Annotated in this window: 14 protein-coding genes; 10 read left to right on the forward strand and 4 right to left on the reverse strand. The window is 68.0% G+C overall.

Annotated features, from left to right (window positions below; genetic code table 11):
* Positions 1-300: 300 nt before the first annotated feature.
* From DLM85_RS22030 to DLM85_RS22040, 3 genes are all read left to right on the forward strand, one after another.
* Positions 301-885, forward strand: coding sequence for a hypothetical protein (locus DLM85_RS22030; RefSeq protein ID WP_111480346.1), 585 nt, complete (start codon positions 301-303; stop codon positions 883-885).
* Between the two features lie 231 nt (positions 886-1,116).
* Entirely contained in the window at positions 1,117-3,297 is a 2,181-nt protein-coding gene (locus DLM85_RS22035; RefSeq protein WP_133257200.1) for a dipeptidyl-peptidase 3 family protein, read from the forward strand.
* Between the two features lie 178 nt (positions 3,298-3,475).
* Positions 3,476-3,874 carry a hypothetical protein gene (locus DLM85_RS22040; RefSeq protein ID WP_111480347.1) on the forward strand — a complete coding sequence of 133 codons (399 nt, stop codon included), beginning with the start codon at positions 3,476-3,478 and terminating at the stop codon, positions 3,872-3,874.
* A gap of 124 nt (positions 3,875-3,998) precedes the next feature.
* Here the strand turns inward: DLM85_RS22040 and DLM85_RS22045 are convergent, their stop codons facing one another.
* Positions 3,999-4,676 (reverse strand): hypothetical protein, encoded by a 678-nt coding sequence (locus DLM85_RS22045; RefSeq protein ID WP_111480348.1) that lies wholly within the window; start codon positions 4,674-4,676, stop codon positions 3,999-4,001.
* Between the two features lie 417 nt (positions 4,677-5,093).
* Here DLM85_RS22045 and DLM85_RS22050 point away from each other — a divergent pair, with 417 nt between their 5' ends.
* The 6 genes from DLM85_RS22050 (at position 5,094) to DLM85_RS22075 (ending at position 10,369) form a co-directional block, all read left to right on the forward strand.
* Positions 5,094-5,552: an ABA4-like family protein gene (locus tag DLM85_RS22050; protein ID WP_111480349.1), complete on the forward strand. Its 459-nt coding sequence runs from the start codon at positions 5,094-5,096 to the stop codon at positions 5,550-5,552.
* A 41-nt stretch (positions 5,553-5,593) separates the two neighbouring features.
* Positions 5,594-6,439: a hypothetical protein gene (locus DLM85_RS22055; RefSeq protein ID WP_111480350.1), complete on the forward strand. Its 846-nt coding sequence runs from the start codon at positions 5,594-5,596 to the stop codon at positions 6,437-6,439.
* Between the two features lie 99 nt (positions 6,440-6,538).
* The gene (locus DLM85_RS22060) at positions 6,539-6,961 is read left to right on the forward strand and encodes a hypothetical protein (RefSeq protein ID WP_111480351.1); all 423 of its coding nucleotides are present in this window, start codon (positions 6,539-6,541) and stop codon (positions 6,959-6,961) included.
* A gap of 37 nt (positions 6,962-6,998) precedes the next feature.
* Positions 6,999-8,027, forward strand: coding sequence for a sensor histidine kinase (locus DLM85_RS22065; protein ID WP_111480352.1), 1,029 nt, complete (start codon positions 6,999-7,001; stop codon positions 8,025-8,027).
* 93 nt (positions 8,028-8,120) lie between these two features.
* Positions 8,121-8,888 carry a LytR/AlgR family response regulator transcription factor gene (locus DLM85_RS22070; RefSeq protein ID WP_111480353.1) on the forward strand — a complete coding sequence of 256 codons (768 nt, stop codon included), beginning with the start codon at positions 8,121-8,123 and terminating at the stop codon, positions 8,886-8,888.
* 74 nt (positions 8,889-8,962) lie between these two features.
* On the forward strand, positions 8,963-10,369 hold the full coding sequence (locus DLM85_RS22075; protein ID WP_111480354.1) for a T9SS type A sorting domain-containing protein: 1,407 nt from the start codon (positions 8,963-8,965) through the stop codon (positions 10,367-10,369).
* A 56-nt stretch (positions 10,370-10,425) separates the two neighbouring features.
* Here the strand turns inward: DLM85_RS22075 and DLM85_RS22080 are convergent, their stop codons facing one another.
* The gene (locus DLM85_RS22080) at positions 10,426-11,142 is read right to left on the reverse strand and encodes an HAD family hydrolase (RefSeq protein ID WP_111480355.1); all 717 of its coding nucleotides are present in this window, start codon (positions 11,140-11,142) and stop codon (positions 10,426-10,428) included.
* 338 nt (positions 11,143-11,480) lie between these two features.
* Between DLM85_RS22080 and DLM85_RS22085 the strand changes: the two genes are divergently transcribed.
* Positions 11,481-12,119: a chloramphenicol acetyltransferase gene (locus DLM85_RS22085; RefSeq protein WP_111480356.1), complete on the forward strand. Its 639-nt coding sequence runs from the start codon at positions 11,481-11,483 to the stop codon at positions 12,117-12,119.
* A gap of 117 nt (positions 12,120-12,236) precedes the next feature.
* Here DLM85_RS22085 and DLM85_RS22090 read toward each other — a convergent pair whose 3' ends face one another.
* Both DLM85_RS22090 and DLM85_RS22095 read right to left on the reverse strand, forming a co-directional pair.
* On the reverse strand, positions 12,237-13,013 hold the full coding sequence (locus DLM85_RS22090) for a LytR/AlgR family response regulator transcription factor (RefSeq protein WP_111480357.1): 777 nt from the start codon (positions 13,011-13,013) through the stop codon (positions 12,237-12,239).
* A gap of 113 nt (positions 13,014-13,126) precedes the next feature.
* A complete protein-coding gene (locus tag DLM85_RS22095; RefSeq protein ID WP_111480358.1) occupies positions 13,127-14,599 on the reverse strand; it encodes a S41 family peptidase in 1,473 nt (490 codons plus the stop codon).
* Positions 14,600-14,661: the final 62 nt, after the last annotated feature.

Consider the following 14,661-nt stretch of genomic DNA (forward strand, 5'->3'; position numbering starts at 1 on the left):
TTTCGCCGCCTGGCCCGCGACTACGAGCGCCTGGCCGTGACCATGCAGCAATTTCATTTTTTCGCCTTTGTCACCTTGCTGCTAGCAAAAGGCGTTTTTAAGGCCACCAGTCCATAACAGGCTCTAGGCGAGTGAAGAAGTAACAAGCCTCGCCGGGTACGGCCGCAGTTTCGCGCGGTTTTGCCCGGTTTTATTCTTTGCCCACCTTAAGATTCCATGACTGGCGGGCCCGGGCAACTACCCCGCGTAGCCCCAGCCTATGGCAGCATACTGCGCGGTCGTTTTTACCGTTTCCGGGGTATGAAGAACCTACTACCCCTGCTTGCGGGCTTCTTCCTTACTGGCTGCCGGGCCTTCGACCCTGCCTTGCTGACGCCCTCGTCGGCGCCCCTGGCCACGCGGCTGCCCCCGCTGACGCCCGAAGTCCAGGCGCCGCATTTCCGTCCGGGCTTCGACACCCTGCACGTAGCTTCTGATCTGGATACCTTATTTGCCCGCGAAGTGCGCGAGGTTATTGCGGCTCCCGCGGGCTCTTCCCGGGGTTTTGCGGTGCTCACGACCCGGTGCGTCCGCTATGGCCAGGGCCATGGCTATGCCTTTCTGTCGGGCCTGACGCTGGGCGGGCTCACCCTGCTGGGGTTCCCGTGGGTTCGTTACCACTGCACCCTCGATGTACAACTCGATATTCGGAACCAGCGGCGCGAATTGGTAGGCACTTATTACGCGCAGGGTCGGACGGTCTTGCGCGGCAGCTTGTACGGCCGCACCAATTACCGGCAGTCCCACCGGGTGCTTTACCTGCAGTGCGTGCGCCAAGCCCTGGCCCAGATTGTTCCCCAAATTCCGCCTGAACTAGCCGAACTGCAGCGGGAGCTGCGCCCATAATGAACCGGGGCTTGCGGGCGCGCTTTCGCGCTGAAGAATCTTGCCAAACTGCACCATTGCATAACAATGGCCTGCCCCACCCTGCTCAGAACCGGCCCGCGGGGGCTGGGCCAGACGCGCGGCTTGTTTCGTGCCCTGGCCGTTTCCTTCACCTGCTGACTACCCCTGGATTGGGAATCGGGCGCGAATGCGTTGCTTTGCAGCCGATAATCCACCCCCGCCTTTTACTTAATGAAACATACCCGCTTGCGGCCCGCCGCGTGGCTGCTGGGCCTGGGCCTGGCCGGCTGCGCCGGCGCCACCGCCACCACGGCTCCTGCCACCACCGACGCCGTGACCCTGGCCACCATCAGCGCCACCAACGGCACGGCCCTTGACATTGCCCGCCCGGCCGCGCCCGAGCCGGTGGCCGAAGCCGCCAAAGACCAGCCCTTCCAGACGGTCAGCGAGCAGTTTGCCGATCTGCGCGTGCTGCGCTACCAGGTGCCCGGCTTCGAAACGCTGGAGCCCCGGCAGAAGGAGTTGCTCTACTACCTCTACGAAGCCGCCCTGGCCGGCCGCGACATCACCTACGACCAGAACTACCGCCACAACCTGCGCGTGCGCCGCACGCTGGAAGCCCTCTGGCCGCTGAACCAGCAGCGCATGGCCGCCACCAGCAACACCCAGCAGGTGGAGCAGGCCCAGAAGTTCAACGTGTACGCCAAGCGGGTGTGGTTCTCCAACGGCGTGCACCACCACTACAGCACCCGCAAGTTTGTGCCTGACTGCTCGCGCGAGTACTTCGCCGAGCTGGTGAAGGCCGCCGACGCCAAAGCGCTGCCGCTGGTGGGCGGCGAAACGGTGGACGAGTTCCTGGCCACCATTACGCCCGTCATCTTCGACCCGACGCTGGACGCCAAGCGCGTCAACCAGGAAAAGGACGCCGACCTGGTGCAGACCTCGGCCACCAACTTCTACCAGGGCCTGACCCAGAAGGAAGTGGAGGCCTACTACGCCCGCAAAATCGACAAGAAGGACCCGCGGCCCATTTCCTACGGGCTGAACTCGCGCCTGGTGAAGGACAAGAACGGCGCCGTGGTGGAGCAGCCCTGGAAAGTGGGCGGCCTGTACGGCGAGGCCATCACGCAGATTGTGTACTGGCTGGGCAAGGCCGCCGACGTGGCCGAAAACCCCGAGCAGAAAAAGGCCCTGCAGAAGCTGGTGCAGTACTACACCACCGGCGACCTGAAGGTGTGGGACGAGTACAACATTGCCTGGGTGCACGACACCAAGTCGCGCACCGACGTGGTGAACGGCTTCATCGAGGTGTACGGCGACCCGCTGGGCTACCGCGCCACCTACGAGGCGGTGGTGTCGTTCAAGGACCTGGAGGCTACCAAGCGCATCAAGGCCATCGGCGACCAGGCGCAGTGGTTTGAGGACCACTCCCCCATCAAGCCCGAGCACAAGAAAAAGAACGTGGTGGGCATCACGGCCAAGGTCATTACCACCGTGGTGGAGTCGGGCGACGCGGCCCCGGCCACGCCCATTGGCATCAACCTGCCCAACGCCACCTGGATTCGCAAGGAGCACGGCTCGAAGTCGGTGAACCTGGGCAACATCGTGGAGGCCTACGACCAGGCCTCGGCCGGCGGCATGCTGGAGGAATTCACGCTTACCGACGCCGAGCGGCAGCGCGCCCGGCAGTACGGCTCGCTGGCGGGCAAGCTGCACACCGACATGCACGAGGTTATCGGCCACGCCTCGGGGCAGATCAACCCCGGCGTGGGCACCACTAAGGAAACGCTCAAGAGCTACGCCTCGGCCATCGAGGAGGGCCGCGCCGACCTGGTGGCGCTGTATTACCTGATGGACCCCAAGCTGGTGGAAATGAAGGTGGTGCCGAGCCTGGAGGTGGGCAAGGCCGAGTACGACAGCTATATCCGCGGCGGGCTGATGACGCAGCTCTCGCGCCTGCCCCTGGGCGAAACGGTGGAGGAAGCCCACATGCGCAACCGCCAGATGGTGGCCAAGTGGGTGTACGAGAAGGGCCAGAAGGAAAAGGTCATCGAGAAAGTGACCAAGGACGGCAAGGTGTACTTCCGCGTCAACGACTACCAGAAGCTGCGCGGCCTGTTTGGGCAGCTGCTGCGCGAAACCCAGCGCATCACCAGCGAAGGCGACTACAACGGGGCCAAAAACCTCATCGAAAACTACGGCGTGAAGGTGGACCCGGCCCTGCACAAGGAGGTGCTGCAGCGCTACCAGAAGCTCAACATCGCGCCCTACGCCGGCTTCATTCAGCCCCGGCTGGTGCCGGTGGAGCGCGAGGGCAAGATTGTGGACGTGAAGCTGGAATACCCCTCGGACTTCGCCCAGCAGATGCTCGACTACGGCCGCAAGTACTCCTACCTGCCGCACGTGAACTAGTTGTCAGCTGCGAGTTGTCGGTTGTCAGTCCGCGCTGACGCCTGCCCTGCCAACTGATAACTCGCAACTGACAGCCAACAACCCTGTTTGCACTTTTTCCGGTAGAAAGGCCGGCAGCACGCGCCGTTGCTGCCGGCCTTTTTGCTTTCTTCGTGTTCTGACCTCTGACCTAGCCGTTATGAAACACCTTTTCCCCGCCTGCTGCCTGCTGCTGGCCCTGGGCCTGAGCCCCACCGCCCTGCGCGCCCAAACCCGCAACCTGGCCACGCCCGCCCCCGATGCGGTGCGCTACGAGTACTGCGAGGTGCGCGTGGTGGGCAAAGACGTCTACGCCGACTTCGGCTACGGCTCCGAGAAGCTGGGCGGCCCCGAGCTGTCGAAGCTGGAAGTGGGCAAGCTGCAGGTGTTTGCCACCCCCATCAGCGCGCTGAACTACATGGGCTCGTTGGGCTGGGAAGTGCTGCAGGTGGTGCAGAGCAGCGCCTCCGCCGCCATCGACCGCAACGGCGCCAGCGGCAACCGCTACTACCTGCTGCGCCGGCCGCGCACGTCTACCGGCGTGAACGTGACCAAGTAGCCTCCCGCCACTGTTGCCCGAGCACCGCCCGCCGCAGCCGAGGAGCCGCGGCGGGCGGTGCGGCGTTTGGCGGCCGGGTGGCCCCCGCCCGGGGCGCCGCGAGGCCGGCTCAGAATCCGCCCCGTTACTCGCGCGGGCGGTAGTCGCGGCGGTGCAGGCCGCGCTGCGAGAACAGCCGCTCCCGGCCCCGCACCACCTTGTACAGGTCGCCGAGGAAGAGCTTGACGCGGCCGTAGAAGATGACGCCGCTGATGTCGTCCTCCAGCCGGTCCTCGGTGAGCAGGGCCTGGCGGTAGCCGGCGCCGGCGCCCAGCCCCACCCAGCGAAACACCCGCATGTGCCCGCCGATGGTGGGCTCGATCAGCCAGATATTTTCGCGGGCGGTGCGGTACACCGTGCCGTCGGGGTACTGGTAGCGCACGTAGTAGCGGCCCAGCCCGGCCTGCACGGGCGTGCTCACCTCCCAGCGCGGGGTGCCCAGCAGCACGTACTCGCCGTAGAGCGTCACGTAGCGGAAGCGGATTTTGTCGTCGGAGCCGGCGGGCACGAAGCTGGGCGGCACGGCGCGGGTGTTGATGGCGCTGCTCAGGAAGTACACGCCCACGCCGGTGCGCAGGCGGCCGCGCCACTCCACGCCCAGCTTCAGGCCGTTGATGCCCACCATTTCGCGCTGCAGCAGGGAATAGCGCTGATCGAACTGAAACACCACGCGGCGGTGCGCCTGGCGCACGCGGCTCGTGTCGGCGGGCGCCGGCGGGGCCGCCGCGGCAGACCGCAGCAGCAGCAGCGCGGCACTGAGCACAGCCGTTCGGAGTAAGGCTTTCACGGCCCAAAACTACGCGGCGCAAGCCGGGAAGTTGTAAGCGCCGCCGCCGGGCCGTGGCAGCCGTCGTTTTTCGGCCGCCGGCAGGTGCACGGTCTGGCAGCCAAAGCAACGAATCGGGGCCGCGGCGCCGCGCGCAAATCGGCCGAGACCGGGCGGCGGGGCGCGGCGCACGAGGCCGCCTTGCGGGCAGTGCCAGCCTGGGCGCCGCCCGGTCTCAGCCGCCCGGCAGCGGAAGCTACCTGGTTCGGACTTCCCGGGTCTGCCAGCGCGGCCGGCTCACCGCGCCGCGCGCACGCTTCACCCGGCGGCGGGTACGCTTCACCCCGCTCGGGCTTCGGCGCGGCGGGGCGGGCGCGTAGTTTTGGGCATCGTTCATCTGCCCGCCCCGCCGCCATGCCCGCCTTCACCCCCGACCTTGTTTTTTCCCTGACCAACGCGGCCGTGCTGCCCGCGTGGCTGCTGCTGGTTGTGGCCCCGCGCTGGGGCCTCACGCGCCGGCTGGTGCGCAGCGGGCTGTGGCCCCTGCTGCTGGCCGCCGCCTACGCCGCCCTCATTCTCACCCACTACCTCGGCCCCCACGCCGCTGCGGGTGGGTTTGGCTCCCTGGCCGAGGTGCGCACCCTGTTTGAAGACCCGTGGGCGCTGACGGCCGGCTGGGCGCATTACCTCTGCTTCGACCTGTGCGTGGGCCTTTGGGAAGTGCGCGACGCCGAGCGCCGCGGGCTGCCCCCGCTGATTGTGGCGCCAGCCCTGCTGCTCACCTTCCTGGTCGGGCCGGTGGGGCTGCTGCTCTACGCCGCGCTGCGCCAGCTGCGCCCCGCGCCGCAGCCGGCCGCCCAGCCGGCAGCTTAACGGCTGCGGCCTTCTTTGCCAACCAAACCGCCTTCTGACCTATGAAAACCGCCTTGGTTCCCGCCTTTCAGCCATCTGCGGCCGCACCCGAGTCTGCCCGCCCCGCGGCCTGGCGGTGGGCACTGCCCGACACGCAGCCCGCGCTGGTCCGGGCCGGCTGGCTGCACCTGGGCCTGCTGCTGGCCTGCCTGCTGCTTTGGGTGCTGGACGGGCGCAGCGTCACCGGCCTGAACGTGTGGATCAAGCCGGCCAAGTTCAGCCTCTCCATCCTGATCTACCTCTGGACGCTGGCCTGGCTGCTGGCCGACGTGCCGCCCGCCGGGCAGCGCGCGGCCCGGCGCATCGGGCGGCTGGTGGCGCTGAGCATGGTGGTGGAAATAGCGTGCGTGGTGGGGCAGGCGGCCCGCGGCACCACCTCGCACTTCAACATCGGCTCGGCCTTCGACGGGGCGGTGTTTCAGCTCATGGGCGTCTTCATTGCCCTCAACACGGGCGCCATCGTCGGGGCCGTGGTGCTGGTGTTTCGCCACCGCCCCCTCGGCCCGGCGGCCTGGGTGTGGGGCATCCGGCTGGGGCTGCTGGTATTTCTGGTGGGCAGCGTGGTGGGCGGCGTGATGGCCGGGCGGCTGGCCCACACCGTGGGCGCGGCCGACGGCGGCGCGGGCCTGCCCATCCTGGGCTGGAGCACCCGCCACGGCGACCTGCGCGCCGCCCACTTCCTGGGCCTGCACGCCCTGCAGGCGCTGCCGCTGGCGGGCGGGCTGCTGGGCCGCCGGCTTGCCGGCCGCACCGCCCAGGTGCTGGCCGTGGCCGCGGTGGCCCTGCTCTACGCCGCCGCCGTGGGCGGGCTGTTCTGGCACGCCATGCGGGGGCTGCCGCTGTTCTAGCTGGCCACCGATGGCTGCCCTGGCCCAAGCCGCCGGCCGCCCTGCGTGCGCGACGCGGGCAGAAGTCCGCCAATTCCTTTCCTGCCTGATTCTTTCGTCATGGACCTTTCCCAACCCGCCCGGCTGCTCAGCGGCGCGGCGCTGATTCTGGTGCCGACCATTGCCTTCGGCGGCCATTTCCTTTTGCAGATCCTGGGCGGCGGGCACGCGCAGCTGGGGCTGAATCCGCTGCAAAAGTCGCTGATGCGGGCCGGCCACGCCCACGCCGGGGTGCTGGTGCTGCTCTGCCTGCTGGCCCAGCTCTTCATCGATGCGCTAACCTTCGGCGCGGGACTGGGGTGGGCGGTGCGGCTGGGCTTCGGGCTGGCCCCGATGCTGGTGAGCGGCGGCTTTTTCGCGGCGGCCGCCGGCCGGAATATCGTGCGGCCCGGCCGGGCCGGATTGGCCCTGATCTACGCCGGGGCCCTGCTGCTGACGTTGAGCACCGTGACGCTGGGCGTGGCCTTGGTGCGCAGCGCCTGATGCGCGAATTGTGGGCAGCCCGCGGCATCTTTAGGCCATGAACGATTTGCGTCTGCGCCTCGTGGGCATGCCGGCACTGAGCCTCCTGATTGCGGTGCTGAGTGCCAAGCACTGGTATTCCTGGGGGCAAGCGGCCGTGAGCTGGGGCATCTCACTGCTGTTTACGGCCGTGCTCTGGCAGGGCACGCGCACTATCTGGGCCCTGCTGGTCGAGCGGTTTCCGCGGGTGGAGCAAACCGCGCGGCGGCTGTGGTGGCTGCTGCTGGGCTGCCTGCTCTACACCAGCGGGGCCACCGTGGCCCTGGTGGCGCTGCTGCACCTGGTCATGCCCGCGTATTTCCCGTTTACCCCCGAGGCGCTGCTCGGCCAGATCGTTTTCAACCTGATTCCGACCACCATCGTGATGCTGGGCTACGAGAGCCGGCACTTCTTCCTGCAGTGGGCCGAAAACGTGCGCCGGGCCGAGCAGCTGCAGAGCGCCAGCCAGCGCGCCCAGCTCGAAGCCCTGCAGCAGCAGCTCGACCCGCACTTCCTCTTCAACTCCCTCAACACCCTGGCCGCCCTGGTGGAGCCCGACAACGCCCCGGCCCAGCAGTTTGTGGAGCAGCTGGCCGACGTGTACCGCTACGTGCTGCTCAGCCGGGAGCGGCGCACCGTGCCGCTGCGCGAGGAGCTGGCCTTCGTGGACGCCTACGTGGCCCTGCAGAAAGCCCGCCTGCGCGACAACCTGCAGGTGCAGCAGGCGGTGCCGCCGGCCCTGCTCGACCAGCACGTGGCCCCGCTGAGCGTGCAGCTGCTGATCGAAAACGCGCTGAAGCACAACGAGGCCTCGCGCCGGCACCCGCTGCACGTGCGCGTGGCGGCCGAGGGCCAGTGGCTGACCGTGAGCAACCCGCGCCGCGCCCGCGGCACCGGCTTCGCCCCGCCCGGCACCGGCACCGGCCTGCGCAACATCCGCGAGCGGTACGCCCTGCTGCTGCCCGCCCGCCCCGTCGACATCGACGCGGCGCCCGATACCTTCACCGTGCGGCTGCCGCTCATCAACGGCGAACTTGTGAAATGGTGAAATGGTGAGTATTGTTCTCTTTGCGCCGCCTGCGCAGTACCGCGCAGCCCAACCATCAGCTCACGATTTCACCACCTCACCATCTCACTCCCCATGACCGTTCTGCTGCTCGAAGACGAATACCCGGCCGCCGAGCGGCTGCAGCGGCTGCTGGCCCAGGCCGCGCCCGAGGCCCGCGTGCTGGCCCACCACGACACGGTGGCCGGCGCCGTGGACTGGCTGCGCACCCACCCCGCGCCCGACCTGATTCTGGCCGACATTCACCTGGCCGACGGCATCAGCCTCGACGTGTTCGACCAGCTGGTGGTGACCACGCCCGTCATCTTCACCACCGCCTACGACCAATACGCCCTACGCGCCTTCCGCACCCACAGCGTCGATTACCTGCTCAAGCCCATCAAGCTGGCCGAGCTGCAGGCCGCCCTGCTCAAGCTGCGCCAGTGGCACCGCCCGGCGCTGGCAGCCTCGGCCGTGGCCGAGCGCCTGTACGATACGCTGCACCCGGCCGGCAGCCCGGCGGTGCCCAAAACGCGCTTTCTGGTGCGGCAGGGCGAGCAGCTGCTGCCCGTGGCCGCCGCCGACATTGCCTGGTTTCAGAGCCGCCACGAAACGGTAACGCTGGTCACCCAGGCCGGGCAGCGCTACCTCGTCGACTACACCCTGGAGCAGCTGGAGCAGCGCCTCGACGGGCGGCAGTTTTTCCGGCTCAACCGGCAGTTCATTGCCCAGCTGCCGGCCGTGCAGCGCCTGCACCCGTGGTTTAACGGCAAGCTCAAGCTGGACCTGCAGCCCGCCCCGGCCGACGAAGTGCTGGTGAGCCGGGAAAAGGCGGCGGCGGTGAAAAGCTGGCTGGAAGGCTAGCCGCCCCGCGCCGATTTGGCGTTATATACAATTCAGCCTATTTTAGGCCGATTCATTTCTTTAATCCTTACCGCATGAAAGCACCCTTACTCCTCGCGCTGAGCGTGCTGGGCCTGAGTTCCGCCGCCCGGGCCCAGGGCCAGTACATGAACCCGACGCCCTGCTACACCTCCGGCCCGCTGTGGTACCGGCAAAACCTGGCGGGCACCGTCCAGACCCCGCCGTGGGCCGTGTCGCAGGAAATGCGCACCGTGAACGGACAGACGGCCTGGCAGCTGCTGAGCACCGACTACCTCAACAACCCGCCCCAAAACCGCGGCTACGGCATTTCGCGCACCGACGACTGGGGCCAGACCTGGCAGTACCGCCCCTTCGGCGGCGGCGCCACCATCCGCGCCGAGCAGCTGACGCCCACCAGCGCCACCACCGCCTTCGTGCTGCTCTACGACGCCAGCTGGCAGAACATGACGCTGCAGCGCACCACCGACGGCGGCGGCACCTGGGCCGTTGTGCTGCCCACCGCGCAGCTGCCGCGGTTTCCCTTCGTGCATTTCTACAGCCCCACCGAGGGCATCGTGCTGGGCCAGAGCCGCGGCCCGGCCGGCGGGCTGCAGGGGCTGCGCACCACCGACGGCGGCACCACCTGGACGCCCCTGCCCGCCGCCAACCTGCCGGCCGCGTCGTCCAAGGAAATCGTGCTGTCCGAAAGCCTGACGACACTGGGCAATACCATGTGGGTCATGGCCGCCGACAGCGACTTTGTGGCGCCGCCCCGCCTGCTGCGCTCCAACGACCGGGGCCTGCGGTGGACGGCTAGTGCGCCCATCCAGGGCCTGGGCGGCAACTACGACCGGTATTCCCTGGCCTTCTCCGATGCCCGCACGGGCGTGCTGGCCAGCCGGAGCGGAATCCTGACTACCACGAACGAGGGCACTTCCTGGCAGTTCGAAGCGTTTACCGGACCGCTGCATACCGCCAAAGTCAAGGCCATTCCGGGCACCGCGGGCCTCTACCTGAGCGTGGGCCCCGACTACGACAACAGCAATAGTTACGGTGTATCGTACAGCTACGACCAGGGCCGCACCTGGCGGGAGCTGGCCGCCAACACCTTCTTCCTCAGCTTCGACTACGCCAACGCCACGACCGGCTACTTCGGCGCCTACACCGACGCCAACGGCACGGGCGGCGTGTACCGCACCACGCAGGCCATGCTGGCGGCCACCCCCGCCGCGGCCGGACCGGCCGCGTTCAGCCTCGCCCCCAACCCCAGCGCCGATGGCATCGTGCAGCTGCACACCGCGGCGCCGGCCGGCGCCCGCCTGCGCATCTGCGACGTGCTGGGCCGCGAGGTGCTGGCCCGCACCCTGCCGGCGGCCGGTCAGCCCGTGGCCCTGGACCTGCGTCAGCAGCCCAAGGGCGTGTACGTGGTGCGCGTGACGGCCGGCCAGTACGCGCAGCAGCAGCGCTTGGTGCTGCAGTAAGGCCCCAGCGGCCGCCCCATCCCGGTCAGCGGCCGGAAGCGGGGCGGTCGGCTTGGTCAGGCCTGCTCGGCGGCCAGGGTTTCCAGGTAGGTTACCACTTCGGCCAGGGCCTCCACGCGGTGAAACGGCACGCCCACGAGCTGCTCGGCGGGCACTTCCTCCATGGCCCAGGTGGTGTGGTAGGGCACGTGCACGGCGCGGGCGCCCAGGCGGGCCACCGGCAGCACGTCGGACTTCAGCGAGTTGCCGATCATCACAAATTCATCGGGGCGCAGGCCGTAGCGCTGCAGCAGGCGCCGGTAGGTGGCCTCGTTCTTCTCGCTCACGATTTCGACGTGGGCAAAATAGTCGCCCAGCCCGGAGCGGGCCAGCTTGCTTTCCTGGTCGAACAGGTCGCCCTTGGTGAGCAGCATCAGCCGGTGGCCCTGCTCCTGCAGCACGTCGAGTACCGCGCGCACGTCGGGCAGCGGCTCGATGGGGAAGTCGAGCAGGCGCTTGCCGGCGTCGATGATCTGCTGGATTTCCCGGCCCGTCACCCGGCCCTCGGTCAGGCTGATGATGGTTTCGATCATGGAAATGATAAACGACTTGGCGCCGTAGCCGAGCAGGGGCAGGTCGCGGCGCTGCACCTCGTAGAAGCGGCGGCCCAGCGTGTCGGCGTCGGCGTAGTGGGTGAGCAGCTCGTAGAGCTGGGCCTCGGCCTGGTCGTAGTGCGGCTGGTTGGGCCACAGCGTGTCGTCGGCGTCGAAGGCAATGAGCGAGGGAGCGGGCATGTGAACGGGCAAATAGCGGGCTGGCAAAGGTAGCGGCCGCTGACGGCTCGAATGGCAGTCGTGGCGAAGAGGCCCGACATTCCGCGCATCCAGCGGTGGCAATCGGGCCTGGCCAACGTGCCGACCAATCAACCAACCCCGCCCGAACCCCGCGCCTGTGGTTTCGGACGGTGCTCTTCTCGGTTGTGGGTACTGCAGCGGCGGCACTCCCGGAGGCAGAATTGGCGACGCCTTCCGGCGGGTGCTGCGGCTACGCCTCGCAATGACTACGGGGTGCTACCGTCGGCCGCATTCCAGTCAGGCATTCGTTCTTATCTGCGGTTCTACCTTTGCCCGCCATGAAGCATCAGATTGACCTCAGCAGCTGGAACCGCCGGGAGCATTTCACCTTTTTCTCGGCCTTCGAGGAGCCCTTTTTCGGCGTGGTGGCCGAGGTAGACGCGGCCCGCGCCTACGCCCGCGCCAAGCAGCTGGGCGTGTCGTTTTTTCAGCTCTACCTGCACGCCGTGCTCCGGGCCGTCAACGCGGTGGAGGCCCTGCGCTACCGCATCGAGGACGGGCAAGTGTGGTGCTACGAGGCCATTCACGCCTCGGCCACGCTCACCCGCTCCGACCATACCTTCGGCTTCAGCTTCGTGCCCTACACGCCCGCGCTGGCCGATTTCGGGCCCGGGCTGCTGGCCGAAATCGAGGCTGTGCGCCGGAGCAGCGGCCTGCGCCTCAACGATGTGACGGCCCGCCCCGACGTGATTCACTTCTCCGCCATTCCCTGGCTGAGCTTCACCGGCCTCACCCACGCCCGCGCGTTTGGCTACCCCGATTCGGTGCCGAAAATATCGGTGGGCCGCACCCGGCCGGCCGGCCAGCAGCTGCTGATGCCCGTGGCCGTCAACGCCCACCACGGCCTGGCCGACGGCTACCACGTGGGCCTGTTTTTCGAGCAGCTGCAGCAGGCGCTGGATTCAGGTGACAGGTGACAGGTGACAGGTGACAGGTGACAGGTGACAGGTGACAGGTGACAGGTGACAGGGTGGTACTGGTGCGCTCCGCGGGGGATGCGCCCTTTTTACCTTTCCCGTATCACCTGTCACCACTCACCGATCCAGCCACTGGCGAAAGGCGGATACCCGCTCACGGCTGACCAGCACGTCGCCCTCGGGGGCGGCGGGGCGCAGGGTGGTTTTCAGGCGGGAGTTGGTGTAATGAATGATGTCCTGAATGGCCTCGTGGTGGACGAGGTAGGCGCGGTTGAGGCGGAAGAACTGCTGGGGGTCGAGCAGCTTTTCCAGCTGTTCCAGGGTTTGATCGAGCACGAAGCGGCGGTTTTCGCGCGTCTGCACGAAGGTGGCTTTTTCGAGGCTGAAGAAGTAGCTCACCTGCTCCACGGGCACCACTTTCAGGTGTTCCCCCACCTTCACCACAAACTGCTTTTTGTACTGCGGCTGGGGCTGCAGCTGCTGCAGCACCTGGGCCAGCACGCCCGCATCGAAGGCCGGCGCGGCGGCCGGCGTGGCGCGCACGGCCCGCAGCTTGTGCAGGGCCGCCTGCAGCTCGTCCTCGTCGATGGGCTTGAGCAGGTAGTCGATGCTGTTGACCTTGAAGGCCCGCAGGGCATACTGGTCGTAGGCGGTGGTGAAGATGACCGGGCAGCGCACCTGCACCCGCTCAAACAGCTCGAAGCTCAGCCCGTCGGCCAGGTGAATGTCGAGAAAGAGCACGTCGGGCGGCTGCGGCGCCGCCAGCAGCAGGGCCGCGGCCGCCTCCACCGAATCGGCGGTGGCCAGCACCTGCACGGGCGGCTGCTGGCGGCGCAGCAGGTCGGTGAGGCGGCGGGCGGCCAGGGGCTCGTCTTCGACTACAAAAGCGGTCATCGGGAAGATGGGGAAAGTGAGGGACGGAAAGCAAATGTGGGAAAATGCGCGGACGCCGCGGCATTTGAACGGTGCCCCGGCCACCGGCGGCCCGAGGCTTCTCGCCTGTTCCGCTACCGAGCCCCCCTGGCCGCCGAGGCGGTGGGGCTGCCGGCCCCGGCGCGGATGGTCGTTTTCAGGTATTCCAGCACGGCGTCGCGGCCCTCGGCCAGGTCGCGGATGGTGGTGGGCACCGGCACGTCGGGCTGCACGCCGCGGCGCCGGTTGGCGTCGGTCAGGCCCGCCGACCACCACTGCGCGGCCGAGCAGGAAGCCTCCAGGCCGGTGTGGGGCAGCTGAAAGCCGAGCACTTCGCCGAAGAAGTTCATGGCGTTGCCGGTTTCTTCGCCCACCACTGTGCCCAGCTGATACGTCTTGACGGCCGCGGCCAGCATGTGCCCCGAGGAAAAAGTGCGCGGCGAAGTCAGCAGGTACACCTGGCCGGTGAAAAACAGCTCGGGCCGGACCAGCGGCGCGGGGGTGGTCGGGGTAAAATCGAGGCGGAGGCGGTTGTCCACGAACTGGCCCGCGTGCGCCACCAGGCTGCGCCGAAACCACGCGTTGCGAGCCAGACCGGGCACGGCCGTCGAGTACTTCAGCTCCTTGGCCGCGCCCTGCAGGTAGGGTTTGCGGGTGAGGTAGCGCAGCAGGTTGTCGCCCACCGCGGAGTTGCCGCCCCCGTTGCGGCGGATGTCCACGGCCAGGTGCCCGATGTGGCGGCTCCGGATGACGGTGAAGGCCGAGTCGAGGAAGGCGCTGGTGGCGGGCGTATCGGCAAAGCCGGTGAATTCGAGCACGGCCAGGCGCTCGGGCTCGTGAATGGTCAGGCGCTGCCGCTTGCGGCCGGGGTAGATGTACGGGGCCACCTGTGCGTAGGGCACGCCGGCCAGGGTTTCGCGCTGGCGCTGGCGGGTGCCGTAGTTCACAAACTCCACCTCGACCTGCCGGCCCCAGCCGCGCACAAACCACAGCGAGGTGTTGAAAAAGCGCGAGAGGGTGCTTTCCAGGTTGGCCTCGTGGTCGTGAAACCAGTAGGGCTTCATCTGCGCCACCAGCTGCGCGGCGGGCACCCCGTTGAGGCGGGTGATGCGCGCCCCGGGCCGGATGAGCTGGCTGTTCAGGCTGTTAGCGGCGTACAGCTGCCCGTCTTTCACGCGCACGTTGAGCGGAAAAAACCGGCGGCCGTGCTCGTCGTACGCCCGGCCTTCCTCGTCCTCGGCATCGAGGTACAGGCCGGTGTGCCCGTCCTGGTACTGGGTGGTCAGCGGGGCCGTCAGCAGCAAGAATTCGCGGCGCGTCATGGGGCGAGTGAGCTGGGCGCGGGCGGCCTGCCAGCGGCGTTCGGCCCGTTTGCGGCGCACGGCCACGTACAGGTCGGGGTGCGTGCTCTGCAGCCAGGCGTGCAGCGAGTCGAAATCCTGCCGCAGCTCCTGCGGGCTGAAGACGCGCGGGTGCCAGGTGGCAGCGGCCGGGGCCGCCGGCGACGTTTGGGCAAAGGCGGCCGAGCCCAGCAGCAGGCTGAGGCCGATGGTCAGAACTGTTTTCATAGCAGTGGCAGGTTGTGGGTTGTGGCCTGATAGATGCCGCCGCCCCGACCACCGTTGCCCGC

The sequence above is a fragment of the Hymenobacter edaphi genome (assembly GCF_003258365.1).
In the GTDB taxonomy this organism is placed as follows: domain Bacteria; phylum Bacteroidota; class Bacteroidia; order Cytophagales; family Hymenobacteraceae; genus Solirubrum; species Solirubrum edaphi.